The sequence below is a fragment of the Streptomyces sp. NPDC006798 genome (genome assembly GCF_040635975.1).
Taxonomy (GTDB): domain Bacteria; phylum Actinomycetota; class Actinomycetes; order Streptomycetales; family Streptomycetaceae; genus Streptomyces.
Genome location: NZ_JBEYIS010000003.1, coordinates 60,920 through 86,841 on the forward strand (window position 1 = coordinate 60,920; position 25,922 = coordinate 86,841).

At 73.3% G+C, this 25,922-nt stretch carries 24 protein-coding genes and 1 pseudogene; 16 read left to right on the forward strand and 9 right to left on the reverse strand.

What is annotated here, in order from left to right; genetic code table 11:
• Positions 1-2: 2 nt before the first annotated feature.
• The 11 genes from ABZ714_RS02650 to ABZ714_RS02700 are packed head-to-tail and all read left to right on the forward strand — an operon-like array spanning position 3 to position 11,662.
• A complete protein-coding gene (locus ABZ714_RS02650) occupies positions 3-1,277 on the forward strand; it encodes a glycosyltransferase (RefSeq protein ID WP_358823299.1) in 1,275 nt (424 codons plus the stop codon).
• Positions 1,274-2,509: a class I SAM-dependent methyltransferase gene (locus ABZ714_RS02655; RefSeq protein ID WP_358823300.1), complete on the forward strand. Its 1,236-nt coding sequence runs from the start codon at positions 1,274-1,276 to the stop codon at positions 2,507-2,509. The genes ABZ714_RS02650 and ABZ714_RS02655 overlap by 4 nt, the downstream gene beginning before the upstream one ends.
• Positions 2,506-3,318, forward strand: coding sequence for a glucose-1-phosphate cytidylyltransferase (locus ABZ714_RS02660; protein ID WP_358823301.1), 813 nt, complete (start codon positions 2,506-2,508; stop codon positions 3,316-3,318). Before ABZ714_RS02655 ends, ABZ714_RS02660 begins: the two co-directional genes overlap by 4 nt.
• Entirely contained in the window at positions 3,315-3,980 is a 666-nt protein-coding gene (locus ABZ714_RS02665; protein WP_358823302.1) for a PIG-L family deacetylase, read from the forward strand. Before ABZ714_RS02660 ends, ABZ714_RS02665 begins: the two co-directional genes overlap by 4 nt.
• Positions 3,965-4,990, forward strand: a complete 1,026-nt coding sequence (locus ABZ714_RS02670) for an SDR family oxidoreductase (RefSeq protein WP_358823303.1) — start codon at positions 3,965-3,967, stop codon at positions 4,988-4,990. Before ABZ714_RS02665 ends, ABZ714_RS02670 begins: the two co-directional genes overlap by 16 nt.
• Entirely contained in the window at positions 4,978-6,261 is a 1,284-nt protein-coding gene (locus tag ABZ714_RS02675) for a DUF4910 domain-containing protein (RefSeq protein WP_358823304.1), read from the forward strand. The genes ABZ714_RS02670 and ABZ714_RS02675 overlap by 13 nt, the downstream gene beginning before the upstream one ends.
• Entirely contained in the window at positions 6,258-7,562 is a 1,305-nt protein-coding gene (locus tag ABZ714_RS02680; protein WP_358823305.1) for a hypothetical protein, read from the forward strand. The genes ABZ714_RS02675 and ABZ714_RS02680 overlap by 4 nt, the downstream gene beginning before the upstream one ends.
• The gene (locus ABZ714_RS02685) at positions 7,559-8,506 is read left to right on the forward strand and encodes a glycosyltransferase family 2 protein (protein WP_358823306.1); all 948 of its coding nucleotides are present in this window, start codon (positions 7,559-7,561) and stop codon (positions 8,504-8,506) included. The genes ABZ714_RS02680 and ABZ714_RS02685 overlap by 4 nt, the downstream gene beginning before the upstream one ends.
• Positions 8,503-9,771 (forward strand): polysaccharide pyruvyl transferase family protein, encoded by a 1,269-nt coding sequence (locus ABZ714_RS02690; RefSeq protein ID WP_358823307.1) that lies wholly within the window; start codon positions 8,503-8,505, stop codon positions 9,769-9,771. The genes ABZ714_RS02685 and ABZ714_RS02690 overlap by 4 nt, the downstream gene beginning before the upstream one ends.
• Positions 9,768-10,331: a dTDP-4-dehydrorhamnose 3,5-epimerase gene (rfbC, locus tag ABZ714_RS02695; RefSeq protein WP_358823308.1), complete on the forward strand. Its 564-nt coding sequence runs from the start codon at positions 9,768-9,770 to the stop codon at positions 10,329-10,331. Before ABZ714_RS02690 ends, rfbC begins: the two co-directional genes overlap by 4 nt.
• Entirely contained in the window at positions 10,328-11,662 is a 1,335-nt protein-coding gene (locus ABZ714_RS02700; protein ID WP_358823309.1) for a glutamate-1-semialdehyde 2,1-aminomutase, read from the forward strand. Before rfbC ends, ABZ714_RS02700 begins: the two co-directional genes overlap by 4 nt.
• A gap of 40 nt (positions 11,663-11,702) precedes the next feature.
• Here the strand turns inward: ABZ714_RS02700 and ABZ714_RS02705 are convergent, their stop codons facing one another.
• A complete protein-coding gene (locus ABZ714_RS02705; RefSeq protein ID WP_358823310.1) occupies positions 11,703-12,452 on the reverse strand; it encodes a phosphatase PAP2 family protein in 750 nt (249 codons plus the stop codon).
• 301 nt (positions 12,453-12,753) lie between these two features.
• Here ABZ714_RS02705 and ABZ714_RS02710 point away from each other — a divergent pair, with 301 nt between their 5' ends.
• A complete protein-coding gene (locus tag ABZ714_RS02710) occupies positions 12,754-13,524 on the forward strand; it encodes a methyltransferase domain-containing protein (protein ID WP_358823311.1) in 771 nt (256 codons plus the stop codon).
• A gap of 43 nt (positions 13,525-13,567) precedes the next feature.
• Here ABZ714_RS02710 and gdhA read toward each other — a convergent pair whose 3' ends face one another.
• From gdhA to ABZ714_RS02730, 4 genes and pseudogenes are all read right to left on the reverse strand, one after another.
• On the reverse strand, positions 13,568-14,926 hold the full coding sequence (gene gdhA, locus ABZ714_RS02715; protein WP_358823312.1) for an NADP-specific glutamate dehydrogenase: 1,359 nt from the start codon (positions 14,924-14,926) through the stop codon (positions 13,568-13,570).
• A 218-nt stretch (positions 14,927-15,144) separates the two neighbouring features.
• Positions 15,145-16,791: a DEAD/DEAH box helicase gene (locus ABZ714_RS02720; RefSeq protein ID WP_358823313.1), complete on the reverse strand. Its 1,647-nt coding sequence runs from the start codon at positions 16,789-16,791 to the stop codon at positions 15,145-15,147.
• A gap of 89 nt (positions 16,792-16,880) precedes the next feature.
• Complete coding sequence (locus tag ABZ714_RS02725) at positions 16,881-17,084, reverse strand: cold-shock protein (protein WP_007502648.1); 204 nt, start codon at positions 17,082-17,084, stop codon at positions 16,881-16,883.
• 527 nt (positions 17,085-17,611) lie between these two features.
• A pseudogene (locus ABZ714_RS02730) lies at positions 17,612-18,325 on the reverse strand (TetR/AcrR family transcriptional regulator C-terminal domain-containing protein); the annotation flags it as partial.
• A gap of 177 nt (positions 18,326-18,502) precedes the next feature.
• On the opposite strand from ABZ714_RS02730, the gene ABZ714_RS02735 reads away from it, so the two are divergent.
• Together ABZ714_RS02735 and ABZ714_RS02740 are read left to right on the forward strand one after the other, a co-directional pair.
• Positions 18,503-20,104, forward strand: a complete 1,602-nt coding sequence (locus ABZ714_RS02735) for a CocE/NonD family hydrolase (RefSeq protein ID WP_358823441.1) — start codon at positions 18,503-18,505, stop codon at positions 20,102-20,104.
• Positions 20,105-20,194: 90 nt separating this feature from the next.
• Positions 20,195-21,193, forward strand: coding sequence for an NADPH:quinone reductase (locus tag ABZ714_RS02740; protein ID WP_358823314.1), 999 nt, complete (start codon positions 20,195-20,197; stop codon positions 21,191-21,193).
• A gap of 65 nt (positions 21,194-21,258) precedes the next feature.
• Here the strand turns inward: ABZ714_RS02740 and ABZ714_RS02745 are convergent, their stop codons facing one another.
• A complete protein-coding gene (locus ABZ714_RS02745) occupies positions 21,259-21,849 on the reverse strand; it encodes a TetR/AcrR family transcriptional regulator (RefSeq protein ID WP_358823315.1) in 591 nt (196 codons plus the stop codon).
• A 62-nt stretch (positions 21,850-21,911) separates the two neighbouring features.
• On the opposite strand from ABZ714_RS02745, the gene ABZ714_RS02750 reads away from it, so the two are divergent.
• Positions 21,912-22,766 carry an alpha/beta hydrolase gene (locus tag ABZ714_RS02750; protein ID WP_358823316.1) on the forward strand — a complete coding sequence of 285 codons (855 nt, stop codon included), beginning with the start codon at positions 21,912-21,914 and terminating at the stop codon, positions 22,764-22,766.
• Positions 22,767-22,815: 49 nt separating this feature from the next.
• On the opposite strand, the gene ABZ714_RS02755 is transcribed toward ABZ714_RS02750, so the two are convergent.
• Both ABZ714_RS02755 and ABZ714_RS02760 read right to left on the reverse strand, forming a co-directional pair.
• Positions 22,816-23,403: a dihydrofolate reductase family protein gene (locus ABZ714_RS02755; protein WP_358823317.1), complete on the reverse strand. Its 588-nt coding sequence runs from the start codon at positions 23,401-23,403 to the stop codon at positions 22,816-22,818.
• Between the two features lie 164 nt (positions 23,404-23,567).
• Positions 23,568-24,395, reverse strand: a complete 828-nt coding sequence (locus tag ABZ714_RS02760) for a class I SAM-dependent methyltransferase (protein ID WP_358823318.1) — start codon at positions 24,393-24,395, stop codon at positions 23,568-23,570.
• 62 nt (positions 24,396-24,457) lie between these two features.
• On the opposite strand from ABZ714_RS02760, the gene ABZ714_RS02765 reads away from it, so the two are divergent.
• Entirely contained in the window at positions 24,458-25,069 is a 612-nt protein-coding gene (locus tag ABZ714_RS02765) for a TetR/AcrR family transcriptional regulator (protein ID WP_358823319.1), read from the forward strand.
• Positions 25,070-25,138: 69 nt separating this feature from the next.
• Here ABZ714_RS02765 and ABZ714_RS02770 read toward each other — a convergent pair whose 3' ends face one another.
• On the reverse strand, positions 25,139-25,756 hold the full coding sequence (locus ABZ714_RS02770; RefSeq protein ID WP_358823320.1) for a sigma-70 family RNA polymerase sigma factor: 618 nt from the start codon (positions 25,754-25,756) through the stop codon (positions 25,139-25,141).
• Positions 25,757-25,922 lie beyond the last annotated feature (166 nt).

Here is a 25,922-nt window from a genome sequence, read left to right on the forward strand (position 1 = left end):
GCATGGACGTCCTGGTGGTGCACAACCGCTACTCCTCGGCCCAGCCGAGCGGGGAGAACAACGTCGTCGACCAAGAGGTGGCGCTGCTGCGCGCGGCCGGCCACCGGGTCGGCCTCTTCGAGCGGCGCAGCGACGACATCGCCGGCCGCTCCCTGGCGGGCAAGGTCGCGGTGCCGCTGCTGGTGCCGTGGAATCCGGCGGCCCGCCGGGAGCTGACCGCCCGGCTGCGGGCCGAACGGCCGGACGTGGTCCATGTCCACAATGTCTTTCCGCTGCTGTCGCCCGCCGTACTCGCCGCCTGTGCCGACGCCGGGGTACCCACCGTCGCCACCCTGCACAACTACACCCAGATCTGCCCGCCCGGCACGCTCCGCCGCGACGGAAAGCCGTGTACCGAGTGCGTCGGGTCGACACCGCTGCCCGCCGTCCGGCACGGCTGCTACCGGAGTTCCCGGCTGGCGACCGTACCGCTGGCGATCGGCCTCTCGGTCAACCGGCGGCGCTGGTGGACCGGGGTGGAGCGGTTCTTCTGCATCTCCGCGGCCCAGCGGGACGTCCTGGTGCGGTCCGGGATGCCCGCCGAGCGGCTGACGGTGAAACACAACTTCGTCCCCGAACCGGAGACCCGCCGCCCGGGCGCCGGTGAGCAACTGCTCTATCTCGGCCGGCTGGCCGAGACCAAGGGCGTCCGGCTGCTGATGGCCGCGTGGGACGAGATCGCCGCCGCCGGGGGGCTCGGCGTACCGCTGGTGATCGCCGGGGCGGGGCCGCTGGAGGGCGAGGTCACGGCCTGGGCGGCGGGCCGGGACGACGTCCGGTACGCCGGTCTCTACGACCCGGCGGAGTGCCGCGAGGCCATCGCGCGCTCGGTCGCCGTGGTGGCCCCCTCGACCTGGCTGGAGGCGTTCGGCCTGGTGGTCGTGGAGGCGATGGCGGCCGGGGTCCCGACCGTCGCCGCCGGTCACGGCGCCTTCGTCGAACTCGTCGAGGACGGGGTGACCGGGCTGCTGCACCGGCCCGGGGACGCCGCCTCCCTCGCGTCCTGTCTGCGCCGGATCACGGCCGGAGAGGACGTCAACCGGGCGCTCGGCGCGGCGGCCCGGCGCCGCTACGAACGGGGCTTCAGCCCGGCCGTCGGGCTGGAGCGACTGATGGACGGATACCGCGCCGCGATCGCGGCGCGGTCCGGCGGCGGGGACGGCCCGCCGCCGGAGAACGGTGGACACACTGGCCCGCGCCGGGGACACCCGCGCGGGCGGGATGGGGGCAGTAGATGACACGATGCCGGCTCTGCGGCTCGTCGGCGACCGCGAGCGTCGTCGACCTGGGCGCCACTCCGCCGTGCGAGAGCTTTCTCGCCGCGGACGAACTGGACCGCCCGGAGCATACGTACCCACTGCATCTGCGGGTCTGCACCGAGTGCTGGCTGGCGCAGATCCCGCCGCTGATCACCCCGGAGGAGACCTTCACGCAGTACGCGTACTTCTCCTCCTACTCGACCTCCTGGGTGGAGCACGCGCGGACCTTCGTCACCGGGGCCGTCGAGCGGCTGGGCCTCGGCTCCGACGCCTTCGTGGTCGAGGTGGCGAGCAATGACGGCTATCTGCTGAAGCACCTGGTGGACCGGGGGATCCGCTGCCTCGGCATCGAACCGTCGGTGAACGTCGGCGCGGCGGCCCGGGACTCCGGGGTGCCCACCCTCACGGAGTTCCTGGATCCGGCCGTCGGCGCCGCCGTCCGCGCCGAACAGGGCCCGGCCGACCTGGTCGTGGCCAACAACGTCTACGCCCACATCCCCGACGTGGTCGGCTTCACCCGGGGCCTGCGGGCCCTGGTCGCCGACGACGGCTGGGTCTCCATCGAGGTCCAGCATCTGCTGACCCTGATCGAGCTGAACCAGTACGACACCATCTACCACGAGCACTTCCAGTACTACACGGTCGCCGCCGCGGCCCGGGCGCTGGCCAGTGGCGGGCTCGCCCTGGTCGACGTCGAACTGCTGCCCACACACGGCGGCTCCGTCCGGCTCTGGGCCCGCCCCGCCGAAGCGGCCGGAGAACCGACCCGCCGGGTCGCCGAGGTACTGGACCGGGAGAAGGCCGCCGGACTCCAGGAGCTCTCCGGCTACACCGAGTTCTCCGCCCGGGTCGCCAAGGTCCGCCGGGATCTGCTGCGGTTCCTCGTCGAGGCCGCCGAGCGGGGGGAGACCGTGGTCGGCTACGGCGCCCCCGGCAAGGGCAACACCCTGCTCAACCACTGCGGTATCCGGCCCGACCTGCTGGCGTACACGGTCGACCGGAACCCCTACAAGCACGGCAGATTCACCCCCGGCACCCGGATCCCGATCCTGCCGCCCGAGCGGATCGCCGCCGACCAGCCGGACTACGTCCTCGTCCTGCCCTGGAACCTGCGGGACGAACTGGTCGAACAGCTCTCCTACGTCCACGCCTGGGGCGGCCGGCTGGTCTTCCCCATCCCGGAACTGAGCATTGTCGAGGTCAAGCCATGAAGGTCGTCCTGTTCTGCGGCGGTTACGGACTCCGGATGCGCGACGGAGCGGCCGACGACGTCCCCAAGCCGATGGCGATGGTCGGCCCCCGCCCGCTGATCTGGCATGTGATGCGCTACTACGCGCACTTCGGGCACACCGAGTTCATCCTCTGCCTCGGCCACGGCGCCCACCACATCAAGAACTACTTCCTCAGCTACGAGGAGACGGCGTCCAACGACTTCGTCCTCAGCAACGGCCGGACCGAACTCCTCTCCACCGATATCGCCTCCTGGCGGATCACCTTCGTCCAGACCGGGATCGCCTCCCCGATCGGGGAACGGCTGCGCCGGGTACGGCACCACCTGGACGGCGACGAGATGTTCCTCGCCAACTACGCCGACGTCCTCACCGACGCCCCGCTGCCGGAGATGATCGACCGGTTCGCCGGGCGCGACGCGGGCGCCTCGATGATGGTGGTACCGCCGCAGTCCTCCTTCCACTGCGTGGACCTCGGCGAGGACGGCCTGGTCGGCGGCATCACCGCGGTGAGCGAACTGCCGCTCTGGGAGAACGGCGGCTACTTCGTCCTCCGCCAGGAGATCTTCGACCACATCCCGGAGAACGGTGACCTGGTCGCCGACGGCTGCGCCGGACTCGCCAAACAGGGCCGGATGGTCGCCTACCGGCACCGGGGCTTCTGGAAGCCGACCGACACCGTGAAGGAGCGGGCCGCGCTCGACGCCGCCTACACCCGGGGCGACCGCCCGTGGACCGTCTGGGAACGGCCCGCCACGGCCGCGGCCGGCACCGGAACGAGCACCGCGTGATCCGGCTCAGGGCCGGCCGCCCGACCGCCGTCGCCGCGGTCGGCGCGCACTGCGACGACATCGCCATCGGCGCGGGCGGCACCCTCCTCACGCTCTGCCTGGCCCGGCCCGGCCTGCGGGTCGACGCGCTGGTGCTCTCCGGCGGGGGCGGCGAACGGGAGCAGGAGGAACGAGCCGCGCTCGCCGCCTTCTGCCCCGGCGCCGACCTGCGGCTGACCGTGCTCAAACTCCCCGACGGCCGGCTGCCCGCCCACTGGGAGGAGGCCAAGGACGCCGTCGAGGAGTTACGCGCCGGTGCCGAGCCCGACCTCGTCCTGGCCCCGCGCACCGAGGACGCCCACCAGGACCACCGGGGCCTCGCCCGGCTGATGACCACCGCCTTCCGCGACCATCTCGTCCTCGGCTACGAGATCGTCAAATGGGACGGCGACCTGGGCCGTCCGGCCGCGTACCAGCCGCTGACGCCCGAGATCGCGGAACGCAAGGTCCGGCTGCTGCAGGAGCACTACCCCTCACAGCGGCACCGGCCCTGGTACGACCGCGAGGCATTCCTCGGCCTCGCCAGGATCCGCGGCGTCGAATGCCACTCCCGCTACGCCGAAGCCTTCGACATCAACAAGATCACTCTCGATCTGGGGGACGACCCGTGCGCGTGCTGCTGACCGGACACCAGGGCTATCTGGGCACCGTGATGGCCCCGCTGCTCACCGCCGAAGGACATGACGTCGTCGGACTCGACGCCGGACTCTTCGCCGACTGCGTCCTGGGCCCCGCGCCCGCCGACCCGCCCGGACACCGGGTGGACCTGCGCGACATCACCGCCGGCCACCTCACCGGTATCGACGCGGTGATCCATCTGGCCGCGCTCTCCAACGACCCGCTGGGAGCCCTGGCGCCCGACCTCACCTACGACATCAACCACCACGCCTCGGTACGGCTCGCCCGGCTCGCCCGCGACGCCGGGGTCCGCCGCTTCCTGTACGCCTCGACCTGCTCCGTCTACGGCGCCGCGGGCGGCGGCGGCCTGGTCACCGAGGACGCCCCGCTGCGCCCCGTCACCCCGTACGCCGAGTCCAAGGTCCGGGTCGAGGACGATCTGCACGCCCTCGCCGACGACGACTTCACCCCGGTGTATCTCCGCAACGCCACCGCGTTCGGCTACTCGCCCCGGCTCCGGGCCGACATCGTGCTCAACAACCTGGTGGGCCACGCCCTGCTCTCCGGCGAGGTCCTGGTGCTCTCCGACGGCACGCCCTGGCGCCCGCTGGTCCACGCCGCCGATATCGCCCGCGCCTTCGCGGCGGCCCTCACCGCGCCCCGGGAGGCCGTACACGACCGGGCGTTCAACATCGGCAGCGAGACCAACAACGTCACGGTCGCCGAGATCGCCGGACAGGTCGCCGAGGCGGTCGCCGGGGCGAAGGTGGTCATCACCGGCGAGACCGGCGCCGACCCCCGCTCGTACCGGGTGGACTTCTCCCGGTTCCGGGCCGCGATACCCGGCTTCGACTGCGAATGGACCGTGAAGCGCGGCGCGCTCGAACTCGCCGACGCCTACCGGAAACACGGGCTGACCCGGGAGGGCTTCGAGCGGCGGTTCACCCGGCTGGCGGTCCTGCGCGCGGCCTCCGACGCAGGCGCCGTCGACGACACGCTCCGGTGGCGCCGGTGACCGGGCCCGGCGAGGAGATGCACGACCTGGTGCGGCGGCTCTACCCGATCTGCCGGAGCATCACCGGCGACGGGGTGCGCGCCACCCTGGACATCATCGGCGAGCACATCCCGCTCACCGTCCACGAGGTACCGACCGGGACCCGGGTCCTGGACTGGACGGTGCCGCAGGAGTGGAACATCCGGGACGCGTACATCGCCGACCCCACCGGACACCGGGTCGTCGACTTCGCCGCCTCCAGCCTGCACGTCCTCGGCTACAGCGTGCCCGTATCGGCCACCATGCCCCTCGCCGAACTGCGGGAACATCTGCACACCCTGCCGGACCGGCCCGCCTGGGTGCCGTACCGGACCAGCTACTACCGGCCGACGTGGGGGTTCTGCCTCGCCCAGAACACCCTGGACGCGCTGCCGGACGGCGACTACGAGGTACGGATCGACTCCACCCTCGCGGACGGCCATCTCAGCTACGCCGAGCACGTCGTCCCCGGCCGGGTCGCCGACGAGGTGATCGTCTCCTGCCACGTCTGCCACCCGTCGCTGGCCAACGACAACCTGGCCGGGATCGCGGTGGCGGTCCAGCTCGCCCGGGCGCTGGCCCGGGAAACCCCCTGGTACACCTACCGGTTCCTGTTCGCGCCCGGCACCATCGGCGCGATCACCTGGCTGGCCCGGAACGCGGAACGGCTCGACCGGGTCCGACACGGGCTGGTCCTGGCCTGCGCCGGGGACCGGGGCGGGCTCACCTACAAACGGAGCAGACGCGGCGACGCCGAGATCGACCGGGTGATGCGGTACGTCCTGGAGACCTCGGAGCGCCCGCACCGGATCGCCGAATTCACCCCGTACGGCTACGACGAGCGGCAGTTCTGCTCGCCCGGGTTCGACCTCGGGGTGGGCTCCCTCACCCGGACCCCGTACGCCGGCTACCCCGAGTACCACACCTCGGCCGACGACCCGGACTTCGTCTCGCCCGAGGCGATGGCGGACACCCTCGCCGTCTGCCGCGAGGCCTGCGCCGTCCTGGACGCCAACCGGCGGTACGTCAACCTCAGCCCCTACGGCGAACCCCAGCTCGGCCGCCGGGGGCTGTACGAATCCCTCGGCGGGCGCAGCGACGCCCAGCAGGCGCAGATGGCCATGCTCTGGGTGCTCAGCCTCGCCGACGGGGAGAACGGACTGCTCGACGTCGCCGAACGGTCCGGGCTGCCGTTCGACACGGTCGTGGCCGCCGCCGACGCCCTGGCCGCCGCCGGACTGATCAAGGCATGACACCGATGACCACCGGGAAGGAGCGGACGAGGGACCCGGCGGACCGGCGCTCGGCCGGCCGGGCCGTCGCCGGGCGGCTCTCCTGGGGACTCGCCGACCAGGCGGTCTGCAGTCTGACCAACTTCGCCGTGGGCATCTATGTGGCCCGCTCCGCCGGGCTGGCCGCGTTCGGCGTGTTCAGCCTGGCGTGGGTGACCTACGGAGTGGTGCTCGGGGTCTCCCGGGGCCTCGCCACCGACCCGCTGATGGTCCGCTTCAGCGGGGCCCCGGAAGCGGACTGGCGTACGGCCGCCGCCCGGTCGACCGGGACGGCGCTCGGCGTCGCGCTCACCGTCGGCACGGTCTGCGCGGCCGCCGGAATCGCCGCGGGCGGCCCGGTGGGCACCGCGTTCGCGGCCCTCGGCGCCGTCCTGCCCGGACTGCTGCTCCAGGACGCCTGGCGGTTCACCTTCTTCGCCGCCGGGACCGGCCGGAAGGCATTCGCCAACGATCTGCTGGGCGGTATCGCGCTCGTCCCCGCCATGGTGCTGGCGGCCCGGGCGGGCGGGGTGGCCGCGTTCGTCCTGGCCTGGGGCGCCGCCGCCGGGGTGGCCGCCGGATACGGCTGCCTCCAGTCCGGCATCCGGCCCCGGCTGACGGCGGTACGCGGCTGGCTCCGCGCCCACCGCGACCTCGGCTACCGCTATCTGGTCGAGAACGCCGGGGTGGCCGGGGCGGCCCAACTGCGGGCGTACGGGCTCGGCGCCGTCGTCGGCCTCGGCGCGGTGGGCGTGATCCGGGGCGCCGAACTCCTCCTCGGCCCGTTCCTCGCCGTACTGATGGGCCTCTCCCTGGTCACCGTCGCCGAGGCGGCCCGGGTGCTGCGGCAGGCCCCGCACCGGCTGGGCCGGTTCTGCCTGCTGCTCGGCGGCGGCCAGGCCGCCGGCGCCCTCCTGTGGGGCGCGGCCCTGCTGCTCGTCCCGGACCGGGCCGGTGCCTTCGTCCTCGGCGACGTCTGGCCCGGCGCCGCCGAACTGATCGTGCCCGCCGCGCTCGGCGTCGCGGGCGCCGGACTCGGCGTCGGCGCGGCGGCCGGACTGCGCGCCCTCGCCGCCGCCCGCCGCAGCCTGCGCTGCCAGCTGTTCGCCTCCGCCTGCTACGTCGGCGGCGGACTCGGCGGAGCGGCCCTGGCCGGAACGTCCGGCTCCGCCTGGGGCGTCGCCGCCGCCACCGTCACCGGCTCCGCCGTCTGGTGGCTGGAGCTGCGATCGGCCCTGCGCGAGCGCCACCGGAACACCCTTCGCGAAGTGAGGACTTCATGAGCACCCACCCCAGGCTGAGCATCGGCCTGCCCGTCTACAACGGTGAGGAGTATCTCGCCGAATCGCTGGACGCCCTGCTCGGCCAGACCTACGAGGACTTCGAACTCGTCATATCCGACAACGCGTCCACCGACCGCACCCAGGACATCTGCCGCCGGTACGCCGCCCGCGACCCCCGGATACGCTACATCCGGCTGCCCCGGAACATCGGCGCCGCCCCCAACCACAACTACGTCTTCACCGAGTGCCGCGGCGAACTCTTCAAATGGGCCTCCCACGACGACCTCTACGCCCGGGATCTGCTGCGGCGCTGCGTGGAGGCCCTGGACGACCGCCCGGAGATCATCCTCGCCCACACCGGACAGGCCGTCATCGACGGCCACGGCCGGGTGAAGGTCCCGTACGCCTACGGCCTGGCCACCCACTCGCCCGACGCCCCGGAACGCTTCCGCAGCCTCCTCTTCGAACCCGGCGGCGACGACTTCTACGGCGTGATGCGGGCCGATGTGCTGCGCCGGGTCCGCCCCCACGACAGCTACCACCACGCCGACCGCACCTTCGTCGCCGAGATCACCCTCCACGGCCCCTTCCACCAGGTGCCGGAGCTGCTGTACTTCCGCCGCGACCACCCCACCCGGGCCGAACGCGCCAACCCCGGCAAACGCGCCCGGTGCGTCAACCTCGACCCGCGCCGGGCGGGCCCGCTGCACCCGACGCCCCGGCTGCTCGCCGAATACGTCTGGGGGTTCGCCGCCGCGATCCGGCGGGCCCCGCTCGCCCCGGCCGAGCGGCGCGCCTGCTACCGCCACCTGGCCGGCTGGCTGACCAGCCGGGCCCGGCCGGGCGCGGGGGAGCGGGTCGAGGACCGCGCCCCGGTCGACCCGGACCGGCTCACCGTCTCCGTCGACGCCCTCGTCGCCGGGCGGGAAGGCAGGCGGCCATGAGCCCCGCGACCCGGCGGACCCCGGTCCGCGTCGGGGTGTTCGGACTGCTGGGCTCCGGCAACCTCGGCAACGACGGATCGCTCGAAGCCGTCCTCGGCTATCTGCGCGCCGCACATCCCGACGCGGCCGTCGACGCGCTCTGCGGCGGCCCCGAGACCGTCACCGCCCGGTACGGGATCCCCGCCACCCGGCTCCACTGGTACCGGGGCGAGTACCGCACCGCGTCCCGCCTCGGCGCCGTCGCGGGCAAGGGCCTCGGCAAAGCCGTCGACGTCCTCCGCACCGCCGCCTGGGTACGGAAGCACGATGTGGTGATCGTGCCGGGGATGGGCGTCCTGGAGGCCACCCTGCCGCTGCGCCCGTGGGGCTTCCCGTACTCCCTCTTCCTGCTCTGCGCCACCGGCCGCCTCCTCGGCACCCGGGTCGCGCTGGTCGGCGTCGGAGCCGCCCCGATCCGGAACACGCCCACCCGGGCGCTGGTGCGCTGGTCGGCCCGGCTGGCCGCGTACCGCTCCTACCGGGACACCCTCTCCCGCGACGCGATCCGGGGGATGGGCGTCGACACCGCGCGGGACGAGGTGTACCCGGACCTCGCCTTCGCCCTGCCCGTACCGGACTCCGCACCGGACCCCGGCCCGAACTCAGGCCCGGGTTCCGGCGGTCCCGGCCCCGTCTGCGTGGGCGTCATGGACTTCCACGGCGGCAACGACGACCGCGCCAGGGCCGGCGAGATCCACCGGCGCTATCTCGACGGCGTCATCCGCTTCGTCCGTACGCTGACCGCCGACGGCCGGTCCGTCCGGCTGCTCACCGGCGACGACGTCGACGCCCGGGCCGTGGCCGCGATCCTCGAAGCGGTGGACTCACCGCTGGTCACCGCCGCCGAGGCGACATCGCTGGCCGACCTGATGAAGGAGACGGCCGCCGCCGGCACCGTCGTCGCCACCCGCTACCACAATCTGGTCTGCGCCCTGAAGGCCGGAACGCCGACCCTCGCCCTCAGCTACGCGGCGAAGAGCGACGCCCTGATGAACCGGATGGGCCTCGGCGCCTACTGCCATCCGGCCCGCGCGATCGACGCCGACCGGCTGCTCGCCCAGTTCCGCGAACTGGAGGCCGAGTCGGTACGGCTCCGACGCACCCTCGCCGAGCGGAACCGGGCCGCCGCCCGCAGCCTCGCGCACCAGTTCACCGCCCTCACCGAGGCCCTGTTCCCGGCCACCGCAGGACCCACCCCCGCCCACACCCCACGGGAGACCCCATGAAGGCGATCGCGATCCCCGAGATCAGCGGCGCGTATCTCTTCGAACCGGTGCCGTACGCCGACGAACGCGGCTTCTTCTGCCGCACCTTCGACGCCGAGGTCGCCCGCGCGGCCGGAATCGACCCGGACGCCTTCGTCCAGGACAGCGTCTCCCGTTCCGTCCTGGGCGTGCTGCGCGGACTGCATCTGCGCTCCGGGAAGGGCGAGGCCAAACTGGTGCGCTGCTCCTACGGGCGGATCTTCGACGTCGTCATCGATCTGCGGCCCGCCTCGCCGACCTACCGCGCGCTGGCCACCTTCGAACTCTCCGGCGAGACCCAGAAGTCGCTGTACATCCCCGCGGGCTGCGCGCACGGCTTCCAGGCCCTGACCGGGATCGCCGACGTCTCGTACCGGATCGACCGCCCGCACGATCCCGCCGAGGACGTCACCATCGCCTACGACGACCCCGAGCTGGCCGTGCCCTGGCCGCTGCCCGCAGCCGCCGTCTCGGACCGGGACCGCAAGGCGCCGAGCCTCGCCGACGTCCTGCGGAACCCGGAGGGGCGAGGCAGCGCGTGAACACGGACACCGGCACCGACTTTCCGCTGCCCCGGTCCCGGCGGGCCAACGAACGGCTGCACGCCCTGATCCCGGGGGGCGCGCACACCTACGCCAAGGGCGACGACCAGTACCCCGAGGACCTGGCCCCGGTCATCAGCCACGGCAAGGGCGCCCATGTCTGGGACGTCGACGGCAACCGCTATGTCGAGTACGGCTCCGGCCTGCGCTCCGTCAGCCTCGGCCACGCCCATCCACGGGTGATCGAGGCCGTCCGGCGGGAACTCGACCGCGGCAGCAACTTCGTCCGGCCCTCCGTCGTGGAGATCGAGGCCGCGGAACGCTTCCTGGCCACCGTACCCACCGCCGAGATGGTGAAGTTCGCGAAGAACGGCTCCGACGCCACCACCGCCGCCGTACGCCTGGCCCGGGCCGTCACCGGACGCCCCCGGGTGGCCGTCTGCGCCGACCATCCGTTCTTCTCCACCGACGACTGGTTCATCGCCACCACCCCGATGTCCGCCGGGATCCCGGCCCCGACCACCGAACTCACCGTCTCCTTCCCCTACGGAGACCTGGCCGCCACCGAGGAACTCCTCACCCGGCACCGGGACGGGATCGCCTGTCTGATCCTCGAACCCGCCGCCCACACCGAGCCCCCGCCCGGCTACCTCGCCGGGCTGCGCGAACTGGCCGACCGCTACGGCTGCCTCCTGGTCTTCGACGAGATGATCACCGGCCTCCGCTGGTCCGAGGCGGGCGCCCAGGGGCTGTACGGCGTCGTCCCCGACCTCTCCACCTTCGGCAAGGCGCTGGGCAACGGGTTCGCCGTCGCCGCCCTGGCCGGACGGCGGGAGTTCATGGCCCGCGGCGGACTGCGGCACCCCGGCGACCGGGTCTTCCTGCTCTCCACCACCCACGGCGCGGAGACCCACTCCCTGGCCGCCGCGATCGCCGTCCTCACCACCTACACCGAGGAGGGCGTCACCGCCCGGCTGCACGCCCTCGGCGAGCGGCTGGCCGCCGGTGTGCGGGCCGCTGCCGCCGGGGCGGGCGTCGGGGACCACGTCGTGGTCCGGGGCCGGGCCAGCAACCTGGTCTTCGCCACCCTCGACCAGCACGGCCGGCCGTCGCAGGAGTACCGCACCCTGTTCCTCCGCGGGCTCCTCGAAGGCGGGGTGCTCGCCCCGTCGTTCGTGGTCAGCGCCGCGCTCGACGAGACCGATATCGAGCACACCGTCGACACCGTGGCCCGGGCCTGCGCGGTCTACCGCAAGGCGCTGGACGCCGGTGACCCCACCCCCTGGCTGGGCGGACGACCCGTGCGGCCGGTCTTCCGCCGCCGGGCGTGACGCCGGGGCCGGGCCGTCGCCACCGGGCGCCGGCCCGGTATCAGTCGCGCCGACGCCCGGGGGCGGCCGTCCGGTCGACCAGCCACGCCGTCACCGGCACCACCACCAGTGCCGTACCCCAGCCGCCGAGCACATCGGTCGGATAGTGCGCGCCCAGCGCGACCTGCGCCCAGCCCATGACCGCCCCGGCCGCCAGCGCCGAGGCCAGGACGAGCAGGGTGCCCGGCGTCCGGCGCAGCCCGAGCCGCCCGGCCACCAGCAGCGCCGCCATCACGGCGAAGGCGGTCAGAAAGGCGGTATGCCCACTGGGATAGGACAGGAAGCCGTCGTGAATCGTCCGTCCCACCAGGGGTTTCAGCACCTTGGTCACCCCTACCGTCAGTACGGCGCCGACCACCAGGAACACCGCGGCCCGGGGCCGCCGCCGGACCAGACAGCCCGCCACGGCGGCCGACAGCAGAACGGCCGCCCCCGCGGGCTCGGCCAGGAAGTCCACGGCCAGGGCCGCGTACCGCCACGGCGGTGCCACACCGTCCCGCTCCGGCCGGAACCAGCCGTCCAGCCGGCCGGGGCTGTCATGACCCGCGTACAGCGCACCCAGTACCGCGACCAGAAGGGCGGCGAGCACCGCGACCGGCAGGAGCGCCGTCCGCAGCGCCGACGGCAGTACCGCCGGTTCCGGCCGGGCGCCGGACGGCGCCTCGTCCCCGGCCGCCCCACGGCGTCCGGGATCATGAATTTCCCCGGCGGGGCGGGAACGCGACCCGTTATCCGGCCGAAAGGCGGTCATAAAACAGCGGCCCTCCTCATTCCCCGGTCTCCGCTGCCACCCTTTCCAGGCACCGGTCCCGGCAAACCGCTTCCGGGCGGTTCACCGAACGGCGGTCCGCGGATTCCTGAGCGGGGACGCCATTTCCCCGCCGCACTCGTCCGGAAATCGTTTTCCGGCGATTCCGCGACGATTCTCCGTGCGATTCCGGTACGACTCCGGTGCGACTGCGCGGTGAATTCCGATTCCCGCTGCGCGGCGGCGCCCGCGCTCCTATGCTGCTGACCGTCGGGGGTGGAATCGACCTGGGGGGTCATGGCTCATGAACGCGGTAGCCGGTGCGAAGTCCGTACTGAGGTCGGGAGTCAAGCGGATCTTGGGGCGGGCCGGATTCGACATCGTCCGCAGTACCCGGGTACAGGGCGGCGTCGACGACTTTCTGCCGTTCGAGGCGACGATGCGGGCCGCGAAGGCGGCCGGACTCTCGATCGGTGATCATATCGACGAGGTCATGAACGGCACACCCGGAGCCACTCAGTTCACCATCGACGAACTGCGCGGGCTCGGGGTCTACGCCGCCGCGCCGGAAAGCGTCCTGGAGATCGGCCCCGGCTCGGGGCGCTATCTGGAGAAGACGTTGAAGGAGTGCTCACCGGGGCGCTACGAGATCTATGAGACGGCCGCGCCCTGGGCCGGCTATCTGGTCTCCACCTTCGGGGTGGTCGCCCGGCCGACCTCGGGCTCCAGCCTCGCCCCCACCCCGGACGCCAGTGTCGACCTCGTCCAGGCCCACAAGGTCTTCAACACCGTCACCTTCCTCTGCGCCGTCCGCTACTTCTACGAGATGGCCCGGGTCACCCGGCCCGGTGGCCGGATCGTCTTCGACGTGATGACGGAGACCTGCCTGGATCCGGACACCGTCCACGCCTGGGCCACCAAGGGCGGCTCGGGCCACGACTCGTATCCGGCGGCGATGCCCCGCCGGATGTGCGTTGACCTCTTCGAGACCCTCGGCTGCACCCTGGAGGCCGGTTTCCCGGCCCCCATGGGCGTCGCCTCCACCGAGGTCCTGGTCTTCCGGAAGAACGCCTGACGGCCGGGCACCCGCCGACCGAGGGGCGAGCGGACCGCCGACGTCAGATCAGGCCCTGGGCCAGCATCGCGTCGGCGACCCGCTCGAAGCCCGCGATATTGGCGCCGGTCACATAGTCCCCGGGGGCGCCGTAGCGGGCGGCGGTCTCATGGCAGGTGGCGTGGATATCGTTCATGATCCGCGTCAGCTCGTCCTCGACCCGCCGCGCCGACCACGCGGTACGGGCATGGTTCTGCGCCATCTCCAGGGCGCTGACCGCGACCCCGCCCGCGTTGGCCGCCTTGCCCGGACCGAAGGCGACACCCGCCCGCCGGAACGACTGGACGGCCGCGGGTGTCGTCGGCATGTTCGCACCCTCGGAGACCGCCTTCACCCCGTTGCGGATCAGCGCCGCCGCGGCGTTCTCGTCCAGCTCGTTCTGGGTCGCCGACGGCAGCGCGATATCCGCGGGGACGTCCCAGACGCTCCCACCGGGGACGAACCGGGCCGAAGCCCCCCGGCGGACGGCGTAGGTGTCGACCCGGCCCCGCTCGACCTCCTTGATCTGCCGCAGCAGCTCCAGATCGACGCCCTTCTCGTCCACGACGTATCCGGAGGAGTCCGAGCAGGTCACCGGGTTGGCGCCGAGCGCCCACAGCTTCTCGATGGTGTGGATCGCGACATTGCCGGAGCCCGAGACCACCGCCGACTGCCCTTCGAGGTCCTCCCCGCGCTCCCGCAGCATCGCGGCGGCGAAGAGCACATTGCCGTACCCCGTCGCCTCCGGGCGGATCAGCGAGCCGCCCCAGCCCGCGCCCTTCCCGGTCAGCACCCCGGCCTCCCAGCGGTTGGTGATCCGCCGGTACTGGCCGAAGAGATAGCCGATCTCCCGGCCGCCGACCCCGATATCACCTGCGGGTACGTCGGTGTGCTCACCGATGTGCCGGTACAGCTCCGTCATGAAGGACTGGCAGAACCGCATGACCTCGGCGTCGCTGCGCCCGTGCGGGTCGAAGTCGCTGCCGCCCTTGCCGCCGCCGATCCCGAGCCCGGTCAGGGCGTTCTTGAAGATCTGTTCGAAGCCCAGGAACTTGACGACGCCGAGATCGACCGACGCGTGGAAGCGCAGACCGCCCTTGTACGGGCCCAGCGCGCTGTTGAACTCGACCCGGAAACCCCGGTTGACCCGGACCCGCCCGCGATCGTCCTGCCACGGCACCCGGAACACGATCTGCCGCTCCGGCTCGCAGAGCCGCTCCACCAGCCCGGAATCGGCGAACTCGGGCCGGGCCGCGAGGACCGGCGCCAGGGTCTCCAGCACCTCGTGGACCGCTTGGAGGAACTCGGGCTGGGCGGGGTTGCGCCGCTCGATCCCGGTCAGGATGTCGCCGAGCGCGGTCTGCGTATCGGTTCGGGTCGTCACGTAGTGCCTTTCTGGCGCGGCCGTCACCGGGGCATGCGCTGGTACGGCTCGCCCGGGCCCGGTCCGTCGAGGAGCGCTCGGCGCCATTGCCGTACGCGGGACGGATCAAGTGTGACGTTCATAGGACAACTTGACCAGTGCCGGAGTCCGGCCGGCCGCCGGTCCGGAAACCCGGAACGGCCCTCCGCGTCACGCGTGGAGGGCCGTTCCGGGGTCTCTCAGCCGGACCGGGGCGGCTTGCCGCCGCCGCGGGATCCCGGCTGCGGCGTGCCCGTGCCCGTGCCGGTGGCGGGACGGCGGCCGCCGCGCCGGCGCCCCGAGCCGCCCGTGCCCCGGTCGGAGGCGGCGGTGCCCGCCGGGCTCCGGCGGCCGGCCGTCCCGGTGGCGGCACCTTCCTCACGGCCCTTGCGCGCACCCGTCCGGGCGGAACCGCGGCTGCCGGACCCGGCCCCCGATCCGGACGCGGGCGCGTCGCCGCCCTCGCCCCGGCGGCGCCTTCCGGACCGCCGTCCGGGCTCCGTACCGGTCTTCCGGGCCGGACGGTCCTTCTTCGGCGTCTCGGGCCGGGGGACCTCGATGGTCACGGCCACGCCGGACGGTTCGCGGGCGCCGGTGAGGGCGGCCAGCTCGGGATCGCTCGACCGGACGCGGGACGTCCGGGGGCTGATGCCCGCGTCCGACATGAGCCGGGAGACGTCCCGCTTCTGCTCGGGCAGGACCAGCGTGACCACACTGCCGGAGCCGCCGGCCCGGGCCGTCCGGCCGCCGCGGTGCAGATAGTCCTTGTGGTCGGTCGGCGGATCGACGTTCACCACGAGGTCGAGATCGTCGACATGTATGCCCCGGGCCGCGACGTTCGTCGCCACCAAAGCGGTGACCAGGCCGTTCTTGAACTGCTCCAGGGTGCGGTTGCGCTGCGGCTGGGTCCGGCCGCCGTGCAGTGCCGCCGCGCGGACGCCCGACGCCAGGAGGCGCTTGGCGAGCCGGTCGGCCGACCTCTTGGTGTCGAGGAAGAGGATCACCCGGCCCTCGCGGGCCGCGATCCGGACCGTGACCGCCTTCTTGTCGCTCTCGTCCAGGAGGTGGAGCACATGGTGCTCCATCGTGGTCACCGCGCCCGCCGACGGGTCCACGGAGTGCACCACGGGGTCGGTGAGGAAGCGCCGCACCAGCTTGTCGATGTTGTGGTCCAGGGTGGCCGAGAAGAGCAGCCGCTGACCGTCCGGCCGTACCTGCTGGATCAGCTTGGTGATCTGCGGGAGGAACCCGAGGTCGGTCATCTGGTCGGCCTCGTCCAGCACGGTGACACGGACCTGCCCGAGGGTGCACTCGCCCCGGTCCACCAGGTCGTTGAGCCGTCCGGGGGTCGCCACCAGGACCTCGACCCCGCGCCGGAGCGCGGCGGCCTGCCGGTTGATGGAGAGCCCGCCGACCGCCGTGGTCAGCCGGATGTTCACGGCCGCCGCGTACGGGGTCAGGGCGTCCGCCACCTGCTGGGCCAGTTCCCGGGTCGGCACCAGGACCAGGGCGAGGGGCGCTCCGGACTCGGCCCGGATCCCGGCCGTCCGGGCGAGCAGCGCCAGTCCGAACGCCAGCGTCTTGCCGGAGCCGGTACGGCCCCGGCCCAGTACGTCACGGCCCGCGAGCGAGTTGGGCAGCGTGGCGGCCTGGATGGGGAACGGGGTGTGCACACCTTGCGCGGCGAGGGTTTCCAGCATCTGGGCCGGCATGTCCAGGTCGGCGAAGTCCGCGACGGGAGGAAGGGCGGGCGTCGTGCTTTCCGGCAGCCGGAACTCCTTGGGCGGCGTCGCGGCCGGCCGGGGTGACGAGCCGCGCCGCTGGGATTTCTGGGGCCTACGGGACATGCGGTTTCTCTGCCTTCCTGGAAACAGACCACACCGGGGTCCGCACCGTCACGGTGCGAACCCCGGTGTGGCCGACAAGCGTCCGGCGATCAGGCGGGGACGATGTTCTCCGCCTGCGGGCCCTTCTGGCCCTGCGTGACGTCGAAGGAGACCCGCTGGCCCTCCTGGAGCTCACGGAAGCCCTGCGTCGCGATGTTCGAGTAGTGGGCGAAGACGTCGGGGCCGCCGCCGTCCTGCTCGATGAAGCCGAAGCCCTTTTCGCTGTTGAACCACTTCACGGTTCCCTGAGCCATAATTCTCTCCTTCTGTAGGCAGAGGCCCCATCCGGAGATGCCGGAAACAAATAATGCGCCTGAGGATAAACATTCCCGTCAGGCGCACATAGGTTCATGGGTACCAAAACTGCAACACGATCATTCTAGCACAGCTGATGGGGGAGGGTTCGGGGCGCCGGGAGTCCGGTGTCCCGACTCGTTCACCCCGGCGCATTGCCGTCCCGGCCGGGCGGTGGCCAGGGGGTCCGCGCGCCCGCGCGGAATGCTTCGAGCCCCTGTTCGAAGTCGATGGCGGATCCGGCGAAAAGGGCCGTCTCGTCGGGCGCGACGTAGATCTTGCCGCCGCCGCGGACGGTGTGTACGAGGCAGACGCCCAGCTCGCCCGGGAGCGGAACGGTCTCCAGTCGGGGATCGGCGGCGATATCGGCGAAGAGGGCGCGCCCGACCTCGACGAGCCGGGCCCGGGCGGGTCCGGCGACCGGTCCGCTCCCGGCGCCCGCCGTCCGGGTGGCCGTCCGGGCGGCTGTCGGTTCGGTGGCCGTCGGTTCGGAGTCGAGGCCGTCGACGAGCCGGTTGAGGAACCGGGTGAAGGTGGCTTCGGGGGTGAGGGGGCGCCCGGGGGCCGCGAGCGCCTCGGCGAGTTCCGGGTGGTGGCCGTCGGCGGCGACGGCGGTGAGGTAGCGGGCCTCGGCCGCGATCCGGTCGGGGGAGCGTGCGGCCGTGTCCCGGGCGATCTCGTGGGCGACGTGCCCGGCCACGAACGAGGTGAGCTGGGCGAAGACCTCCAGCCTTGCCGCGCCGTCCAGTCCGGTGGGCCGCAGGGCGGCGAGCGCGCGTTCGAGGAAGGCCAGGGCGCGGGGGCCGGGGGTGCGGCGGGCGGCCAGGGCGGCGGGCAGCCAGGGGTGCCGCAGCATATGGGCGCGCTGGAGGTGGGCGATGGCCTTCAGCTCGGCCCGCCAGTCGCCGGTGGGTGTGCCCGCGGCCGGGAGTTCGCCGCTGACGTGGTCGACCATCAGCTCCAGCAGGGTCTCCTTGTCGGGGGCGTAGCTGTAGAGCGACATGGCGCCCGCGCCGACCCGGGCGGCGACCCTCCGGATGGTGACCGCTTCGAGCCCCTCCGCGTCGGCCAGGGCGACGGCCGCCGCCGTGATCGCCTCCCGGCTGTAGGCGGGTTTGCGGCCCCTGCGGGGCCGGGTGGGGCCGAGCCAGAGCTGCTCGGGGTCGGCACCCGGGGTGCCGGGCCCTTCTTCGCGGGACATGGTCCGCGCTCCCTCCCTCGATCGGGGCGGCCCTTGCGGGGCTCATCCAAGCATCCTTTATTCTCGTACGACGTACGGATATCGAGGAGGGGCACGATGACAGCACCCGCGCACGACCCTGCGGCGCGATCGGTCCGGGCGCGGCCTCCGGGCAGGCCGCCGCTGGCCGCACGGATCATGAGAGCGACCTGGCGCGGCCTGCCGGCCGGGCGGTACGACGTCGGACGGGAGCCGGGCCTGCCGGTGCCCGCCGCCGACGGCAGCCCGCTGATCACCGACCACTACTTCCCGCGCGCCGACGGCGACTTCCCCACCCTCCTGGTGCGCTCGCCCTACGGCCGGGGCCTGCCGTGGTCTCCGCAGTACGGCATCCTCTTCGCCGAACAGGGCTTCCATGTGGTGCTCCAGAGCTGCCGGGGCACCGGCGGCTCCGGCGGCGCGTTCGACCTCTGGCGCAACGAGGCGGCCGACGGCCGGGCCGCCGTCGCCTGGCTGCGCGAGCGGAGCTGGTTCGACGGACGCCTGGGAACCATCGGACCCAGCTATCTGAGCTATGCGCAGTGGGCCCTCGCCGACGACCCGCCGCCGGAGCTGAAGGCGATGGTGGTGCAGGTGGGGCTGCACGACCCGTACGCCCTCTTCTACGCGGACGGCGCGCTCCGCCTGGAACACGCCCTCGCCATCGGCGCCGGAATGACCTACCAGCACCAAGGGACCGGAGCACTCCTGAGGGCCACCCTGCGGCTGCGGCGGCGACTGCGCGCCGTCACCACCGCGCGCCCGCTGCGCGGAGCCTTCCCGTCCGCCCTCGGAGGCGAGGTGCCCTGGCTGGACGAGGTGCTGGCACACCCGGAACCCGACGACCCGTACTGGCGCGGCGCGTCCCTGGCGGCGGTGGCCGAGCGGCTGACCGTACCGACCGCCCTGATCACCGGATGGCACGACGTACTGGGCGACCAGACCGTCGAGCAGTACCGCCGACTGCGCGCCGCGGGCTGCGAGACCGCCCTGCTCGTCGGCCCCTGGACCCATACCTCCGCCCTGGGGAAGGGGTGGCCCGAGGTCTTCACCGAGAGCCTGGCCTGGCTGCGCGCGCATCTGTACGGCGATCCCTCCGGCCTCCGCCCCACCAGGGTCCGGGTCCACGTCGGCGCGGACGGCCGGCGCGACCTCGACGACTGGCCGGCGGCCCCGGCCGCCGCCGGGGAGTGGTTCCCCACCGCCGAGGGGCAGCTCACCCGGCAGGCCCCCGCCGATTCCGCGCCCCTGGCGTCGTTCCGCTACGACCCGGACGACCCCACCCCGTCCGTCGGCGGCCCGCTGCTCTCCCCGGGCGCCGGTGCCCGCGACAACGGCGCCCTGGAGCGCCGGGGCGACGTACTGACCTTCACCGGCCCCCCGCTCGCCGAGCCCCTGGACGTCCTCGGCCCGGTCTCCGCCCGGCTGAGCGTCTCCACCGACACCGGCCACGCCGATGTCTTCACCCGCCTCTGCGATGTGGATCCGCGGGGCCGTTCCATCAATATCTGCGACGGGCTGGGCCGGATCCGGGCCGCCGGCGAGGCGACCTCGCGCATCACCGTGCCGATGGGCTCCACCGCCCACCGCTTCGCCGCCGGACATCGCGTCCGCTGGCAGATCAGCGGCGGGGCCCACCCCCGGTACGCCCCCGATCCCGGCACCGGGGAACCCCGGGCGGACGCCACCGCCTTCGTACCGGTACGGATCACGCTCCACGCGGACTCGGCGCTGACGACGCCCGCCGTACGGTGCCCGTGATCCGCCCGGCGGGGGCTTCTTCGCGGGGCGGGCGCGCGTCGGCCCCCGTAGGCTCGAAAACGGCGGATGCCCCCGAGTGGGAGGTGCCGGATGCGAGCCGCCTGGTACGAGGAGCAGGGCCCGGCCGCCGAGGTGCTGAGGGTCGGGGAGCTGCCCGATCCCGTACCCGGCCCCGGTGAGGTACGCGTACGCGTCGCCGTGTCCGGGGTCAATCCGGGGGACACCAAGAAACGCCGGGGCTGGCTCGGCTCCCGGATGCCCTGTCCCGTGGTGATCCCGCACAGCGACGCGGCGGGTGTGGTGGACGCGGTGGGCGAGGGGGTGCCCGGCCGCCGGGCGGGGGAGCGGGTCTGGGTGTACGGGGCCCAGTCGTACCGCCCCTTCGGCACGGCCGCGCGCTACACCGTCGTCCCCGCCGACCAGGCGGTACCCCTGCCCGCGCCGGTCGCCGACGACCTCGGCGCCTGTCTCGGCATCCCCGGGATCACAGCCCACCGGGCCGTCTTCGCGGACGGCCCGGTCGACGGGCTGACCGTCCTGGTCCACGGCGTCCTCGGCGCGGTCGGCTCGCTGGCGGCCCAACTCGCCGCCTGGGGCGGGGCGACCGTCCTGGGCACGGTGGTGAGGACCGGGGATCTGCCGGAGACCGATCCGGCCGTGCCGCGCCGGGTCGTCGCCCTCGACGGCGAGGACCCGGCGGGGGAGCTGCGGTCGTACGCGCCCGGTGGCGCGGTGCACCGGATCGTCGAGGTGTCCCTCTCCGACAACGGGCCGCTGGACGCGGCCGTCGCGGGTGACGGCACGGTGATCGCGGCCTACGCGACCCGGGCCGACCCCACCCCGCTGCCGTTCTGGGACCTGCTCTTCAAGAACGTCACGCTCCGGCTGCTCGGCAGCGACGACTTCCCGCCGCCCGCCCGCCGCCTGGCGGCCCGCGAGCTGACGTCCGCCGCGGCGTCGGGCGCCCTCACCGTCCCCGTACGGGAGCGTTTCCCGCTCGACGCGATCGCCCGGGCCCATGACGCCGTGGACACGGGCGGCCACGGCCGGATCCTGCTCGATGTGGAGGACGGCCTGCCGGATCCCTGACCGCGACGGCCGCCGCGACGTATACCCCCGCGCCGTCCCGGCCCGGAACCGGCCACGGACCGGCGTCAGTCCGCCTTGTTCCGCGCGACGGCGGCCCGCAGCAGTTCGGCCATCGACCGGCCCGCCACCCGCAGCGGCTCCGGATCGCGGGCGGCCCGGCTGAGCATGAACGCCCCTTCCAGCATCATGATCATCGAGCGGGCGAGGGATCGCGCCTCCGCCGGGTCGTCCACCCAGCGGCCGAACCACCGGGCCGCGGATTCGGTCCACTCGTCGAAGACCTCCGCCGTCGCGGTCCGCAGCACCTCGTTGCTGCTGGCGACCTCCAGGGCCATCGTCCCGATCGGGCAGGCGTCGGCGTAGTCGGTGGAGGCGAGATCGGCTCCGGCCGCGTCGAAGGCGTGGACGAGTGATTCGGCGGGGTCCGGTACGGCGTTCAGCAGCGTCAGCACCATCCGGCCGTACGCCGGTCCGGAGGTACGGATCATGTCCTCGGCCAACTGCTGCTTGCCACCGGGGAAGAAGTGGTAGATCGAGCCGAACGGCGCCTCCGCCTCGGTCGCGACCCGCTTGAGACCCGTGGCCGCGTATCCGTGGCGGCGGAAGAGCACCGTGGCCGCGCCCCGGATCCTGGCCCGGGTATCCGGATGTTCCATTGCCTCCGCCTCCCTGTTGCCCCAAGGTTACAGTAGAACGATCTATCAAGTGAGGGTGCGATATGAGAATCGAACTGTCATCGGGGTCGATCGACTACCAGGACACCGGCGGTGAGGGGCCGGTCCTCGTCTTCGCGCACGGTCTGCCGATGAACGAGACCCAGTGGCGCAAGGTGGTCCCGCTGCTGGACGGATACCGCTGTGTGCTGCCGACCCTGCCCCTCGGCGGCCATCGCGTACCGATGAAGCCGGACGCCGATCTGTCGCAGACCGGAGTCGCCCTGCTGCTGGGCGAGTTCATCGAACGGCTCGGCCTGGAGGATGTGACACTCGTCCTCAACGACTGGGGCGGAGGCCAGTTCCTGGTGTCGGAGGGGCGGGCCGAACGGGTCGCGCGGATGGTGCTGGTGGCCTGCGAGGCGTTCGACAACTTCCCGCCGGGGCCCGCCAAGGCGATGGCCCGGGTGTGCGGGCTCCCCGGCGGCGTCCGGCTGCTGACCCGGCTGATGCGTATTCCGGCGTTCCGCCACCACCGGTCCGGCTACGGCGGAATGAGCCTGCGCGGGATCCCCGACGAGATCATGACCGACTGGTTCGCCCCCGCGACCCGGAGCCGGGCGATTCGCCGGGACTTCGCCAAGTTCGCCACCGGGGCGCCGGACCGGGCGACCCTGCTGGCCATGAGCGAGCGGCTGCCGGAGTTCGACCGTCCGGTCCTGGTCGTCTGGGCGGCCGAGGACCGGCTGATGCCCCGGGAACACGGCCCCCGGCTGGCCGGGCTGTATCCGGGGGGACGGCTGGTGGAGATCGCGGACTCGTCCACCCTCGTCCCCGAGGACCAGCCCGAACGGCTGGTCGAGGTACTGACCGGCTTCCTCGCCGAGACCGGGGCGGAACCGGTCCGGCGGGCGGGCTGAACTCCGGCCGGGCCCACGAACCCACGGGCTCCGGGCCGTGCCGCCGGGCTCAGCCGTGCCGGGTGGGGCGGTAGACCAGCTCCTGGATCCGGCCGTCGAGGGTGCGGTGGTCGATCAGTTCGAGGTCGAAGTCGGCCGCGCCCCGGAAAACCGGGGCCGTACCGCTTTGGCCGGTGAGGACGGGGAAGATCGTCACCTGGACGCGGTCGACCAGCCCGGCGGCCATCAGCGCCCGGTTCATCGCCGGACTGCCGTGCGAGCGCAGCGGCACCGGGGACTCCTCCTTGAGCCGGGCGACGACGTCGACCGCGTCGCCGTGGGCGACCCGCGCGTCGCCCGGCCAGTCGAGGGGATCCCGCAGGGTGGTCGAGACGACCGTGGCGGGCAGCCGGGTCATCCGGGTCACCCAGGGGTCGCCGACCTCTTCGACCCCGGTGGCGGGGTCGAGGAGCCGGACGAACTCCCGGTAGGTGTTGGCCCCGAAGACCATCCGCTGCTCGGCGCCGTACTGGGCGAGCCGGTGTTCGAGGAGTTCGGGGCCCTGCTTGCCCCAGTAGCCGCCCCAGTCCCCGTCGCCGCCGTAGGAGCCGAAGCCGTCGAGGCTGGAGAAGACGTCGAACGTATAGCTGGCGGGCACGGTGGCTGCCTCCTCGGTCGCGGGGTGGATCCGGTGTCGGAAGGGCAGACCGGAGAGCCCGGCGAAATTCACCGGACGACGGCGAGAGCCCGCTCACGGTCGCCGTACGGCCATCGTCCGTGACGAGACGGCCGGACGGGCGCGGAAACGGGGGCCGGTCCGGGTCAGGCGGTGGCGCCGTCGCGCGTCGAGACGACCGCCGTCGTGGTGTAACGCATGGTGAATGCGCCGCCCGCCGCGTCGATCGCGGCGCCGATCCCGGACAGCGCCGCCGCCAGGCGGGGTTCCGGCAGCCGGGTGAAGGCGCCCTGGGTGGGGAGCTGGTCCAGCCACTCGTCCCGGGTGTAGGTCCGCCGCCAGTCGTGCTGCCATCGCTCGGGTGCGGTGAGCCCGGCCGCCTGCCGGATCCCGTCGGCCGCCGTATCGCGGAGCGCCGCATAGCCGTCCGGGGCCGCAGCCGACAGCCGCGCGGCGAGCGAGCCGGGCAGTACCCGGCGGTAGACCTCGGCGAAGGCGGCCGCCAGCCCGGTCGGCGGTCGCCCCGCGTTCCAGAACAGCGCCAGTACGCCACCGGGGCGCAGGGCCCTGGCCGCCGCCGCGGCCCCGGCGGCCGGGTCGATCCAGTGCCAGCTCTGCCCGGAGACGACGGCGTCGAAGGTCCGGCCCGCCGGATCCCAGGACTCGAACGCCGCCACCTCGACGGCGAGTCCGTACGCACGGGCCCGCTCGGCCATCCGGGCGTCGATGTCGACACCCAGCACCCGGCACCCGGCCGAGGCGAACAGCCGGGCCGCGATACCGGTACCGCAGCCGACGTCCAGTACGTCCCGGCCCGGTGCGGCGGCGGCGATCCGCTCCACCAGCGCCCGGGGATAGCCGGGCCGCGCCCGGTCGTAGCGTGCCGCGTCGGAGCCGAACGACTCCGCCACCCGGCGGTGGTGATGGGACGCGGACCCGGGGGCACCGGCGCGCTCCGGCGGTAAAGTGGGCATGTGCCCACTCTGAGTGGGCACATGCCCACTCGTCAATCCGTCCGTATCGACCGATCACAGGGATGTGGGGATCCGTGGCGCCCACGGGAGTGGCCATCCGCGATGTCCGGGGCCAGCTGTTCGACGCCGCCGAGCGCGTACTGCTCAGGGCCGGGCCGAGCGCCCTCACCAGCCGGGCCGTCACCCTGGAGGCGGGCTGCGCCAAGGGCGTGCTGCACCGGCACTTCACCGACTTCGACACCTTCCTCGCCGAACTCGTACGGGACCGGATCACCCGGATCGAGGACCGCTCCGCCGTCCTTCTCCGGTCCGCCGGGACCGGCACCGTCGCCGACCGTCTCACCGGGGCGCTGCTGGACCTCTTCGACTCGGTCGCGGTGGCCCTGATCGGCTTGCTCGTCTCGCGGGACGGCCTGCGGGCCCGGCTGCGCGGGACCCGGCCCGCCGGTGTTCCCGTCCTGGCCGACGCGGTGGCCGGGATCGCGGCCTATCTGAGCGCCGAAGGCGCGCTCGGCCGGATCGCCCCGGACGCCGATGCCGACGTGCTCGCCCCCACGCTGATCGGGGCGGCGCATCTGCTCTTCGCCGACCGGCACGGTGTCCCGCCGGGCGCCGAGGACGTCCGCAGGGTCGTGACCGCGGTGATCTCCGGCGCGGAGCGTACGGCGCCGTGACCGGCGGGCGGCCGGGCCCGTCGGGTCTTCGGCCGGTCCCGGTCCGCTCCCCGGCCTCCGGAGGGACGGCTACGCGGCGCTCTCCTCGGCACGGCCGGGGGCGATGCCCTCCCGGAGCCGGAGCAGACCGCGCCGGGTGTGGCTCTTCACGGTGCCCAGGGGGAGGCCGGTGCGTTCGGCGATCTGGGTCTGGGTCAGATCCTCGTAGAACGCCAGTCGGAGCACTTCGCGCTGGCCGCGCGGCAGCCGGGAGAGCGCGTCGGCCACGACTACCCGGTCCAGGACCTCGTCCGGGGCGTCGTCACCGGTCCGCCGGGTACCGGTGTCGGGGCCGGCCGAGGTGTCGATCAGGGCGGGACGCCGGGTCCTGGCCGACAGGGCGTCGACGATCTTGCGCCGGGTGATCCCGACCAGCCAGCCGCCGAGCGGGCCCCGTTCCGAACGGTAGCCGTGCCGCCCGCGCCAGGCGCCCAGGAAGACCTGCTGGGTGACGTCCTCGGCCTCGTGGGCGTCGCCGAGCGAGCGGGTCGCCATGGCATGGACCAGGGAGCCCCAGCGCCGGTAGACGGCGGCGAAGGCGATCTCGTCGGCGGCGAGCAGACCACGGACGAGATCGTCCTCGCACCGGAACTCCCGCACGGCCGGGGCATCGGTACCGGCGTCGGAGTGTCGTGTGTCGGTGGGCATGATCTGTTCCTCCTGCCGTCCTGCCGTCCTGCCGTCCTGCGGTTTGCGCCGGGCGCGGCGGAAGGCCGCCCGTGGCCGGGGCCGTACGGCGGGTGCCGTGGTCACCGGCTGGTGCGGTGCAGTCTGTTGAGCCGGAACGACGGGCACAACACGCGTCGTTTGTGCG

What these genes read in the sequence shown, in the direction of transcription:
- ABZ714_RS02650 (WP_358823299.1), top strand. Translation starts at nt 3, where the DNA reads ATGGACGTCCTGGTGGTGCACAACCGCTACTCCTCGGCCCAGCCGAGC.
- ABZ714_RS02655 (WP_358823300.1), top strand. Translation starts at nt 1,274, where the DNA reads ATGACACGATGCCGGCTCTGCGGCTCGTCGGCGACCGCGAGCGTCGTC.
- ABZ714_RS02660 (WP_358823301.1), top strand. Translation starts at nt 2,506, where the DNA reads ATGAAGGTCGTCCTGTTCTGCGGCGGTTACGGACTCCGGATGCGCGAC.
- ABZ714_RS02680 (WP_358823305.1), top strand. Translation starts at nt 6,258, where the DNA reads ATGACACCGATGACCACCGGGAAGGAGCGGACGAGGGACCCGGCGGAC.
- ABZ714_RS02685 (WP_358823306.1), top strand. Translation starts at nt 7,559, where the DNA reads ATGAGCACCCACCCCAGGCTGAGCATCGGCCTGCCCGTCTACAACGGT.
- ABZ714_RS02690 (WP_358823307.1), top strand. Translation starts at nt 8,503, where the DNA reads ATGAGCCCCGCGACCCGGCGGACCCCGGTCCGCGTCGGGGTGTTCGGA.
- rfbC (WP_358823308.1), top strand. Translation starts at nt 9,768, where the DNA reads ATGAAGGCGATCGCGATCCCCGAGATCAGCGGCGCGTATCTCTTCGAA.
- ABZ714_RS02705 (WP_358823310.1), bottom strand. Translation starts at nt 12,452, where the DNA reads ATGACCGCCTTTCGGCCGGATAACGGGTCGCGTTCCCGCCCCGCCGGG.
- ABZ714_RS02710 (WP_358823311.1), top strand. Translation starts at nt 12,754, where the DNA reads ATGAACGCGGTAGCCGGTGCGAAGTCCGTACTGAGGTCGGGAGTCAAG.
- ABZ714_RS02720 (WP_358823313.1), bottom strand. Translation starts at nt 16,791, where the DNA reads ATGTCCCGTAGGCCCCAGAAATCCCAGCGGCGCGGCTCGTCACCCCGG.
- ABZ714_RS02725 (WP_007502648.1), bottom strand. Translation starts at nt 17,084, where the DNA reads ATGGCTCAGGGAACCGTGAAGTGGTTCAACAGCGAAAAGGGCTTCGGC.
- ABZ714_RS02735 (WP_358823441.1), top strand. Translation starts at nt 18,503, where the DNA reads ATGAGAGCGACCTGGCGCGGCCTGCCGGCCGGGCGGTACGACGTCGGA.
- ABZ714_RS02740 (WP_358823314.1), top strand. Translation starts at nt 20,195, where the DNA reads ATGCGAGCCGCCTGGTACGAGGAGCAGGGCCCGGCCGCCGAGGTGCTG.
- ABZ714_RS02745 (WP_358823315.1), bottom strand. Translation starts at nt 21,849, where the DNA reads ATGGAACATCCGGATACCCGGGCCAGGATCCGGGGCGCGGCCACGGTG.
- ABZ714_RS02750 (WP_358823316.1), top strand. Translation starts at nt 21,912, where the DNA reads ATGAGAATCGAACTGTCATCGGGGTCGATCGACTACCAGGACACCGGC.
- ABZ714_RS02760 (WP_358823318.1), bottom strand. Translation starts at nt 24,395, where the DNA reads ATGCCCACTTTACCGCCGGAGCGCGCCGGTGCCCCCGGGTCCGCGTCC.
- ABZ714_RS02765 (WP_358823319.1), top strand. Translation starts at nt 24,458, where the DNA reads ATGTGGGGATCCGTGGCGCCCACGGGAGTGGCCATCCGCGATGTCCGG.
- ABZ714_RS02770 (WP_358823320.1), bottom strand. Translation starts at nt 25,756, where the DNA reads ATGCCCACCGACACACGACACTCCGACGCCGGTACCGATGCCCCGGCC.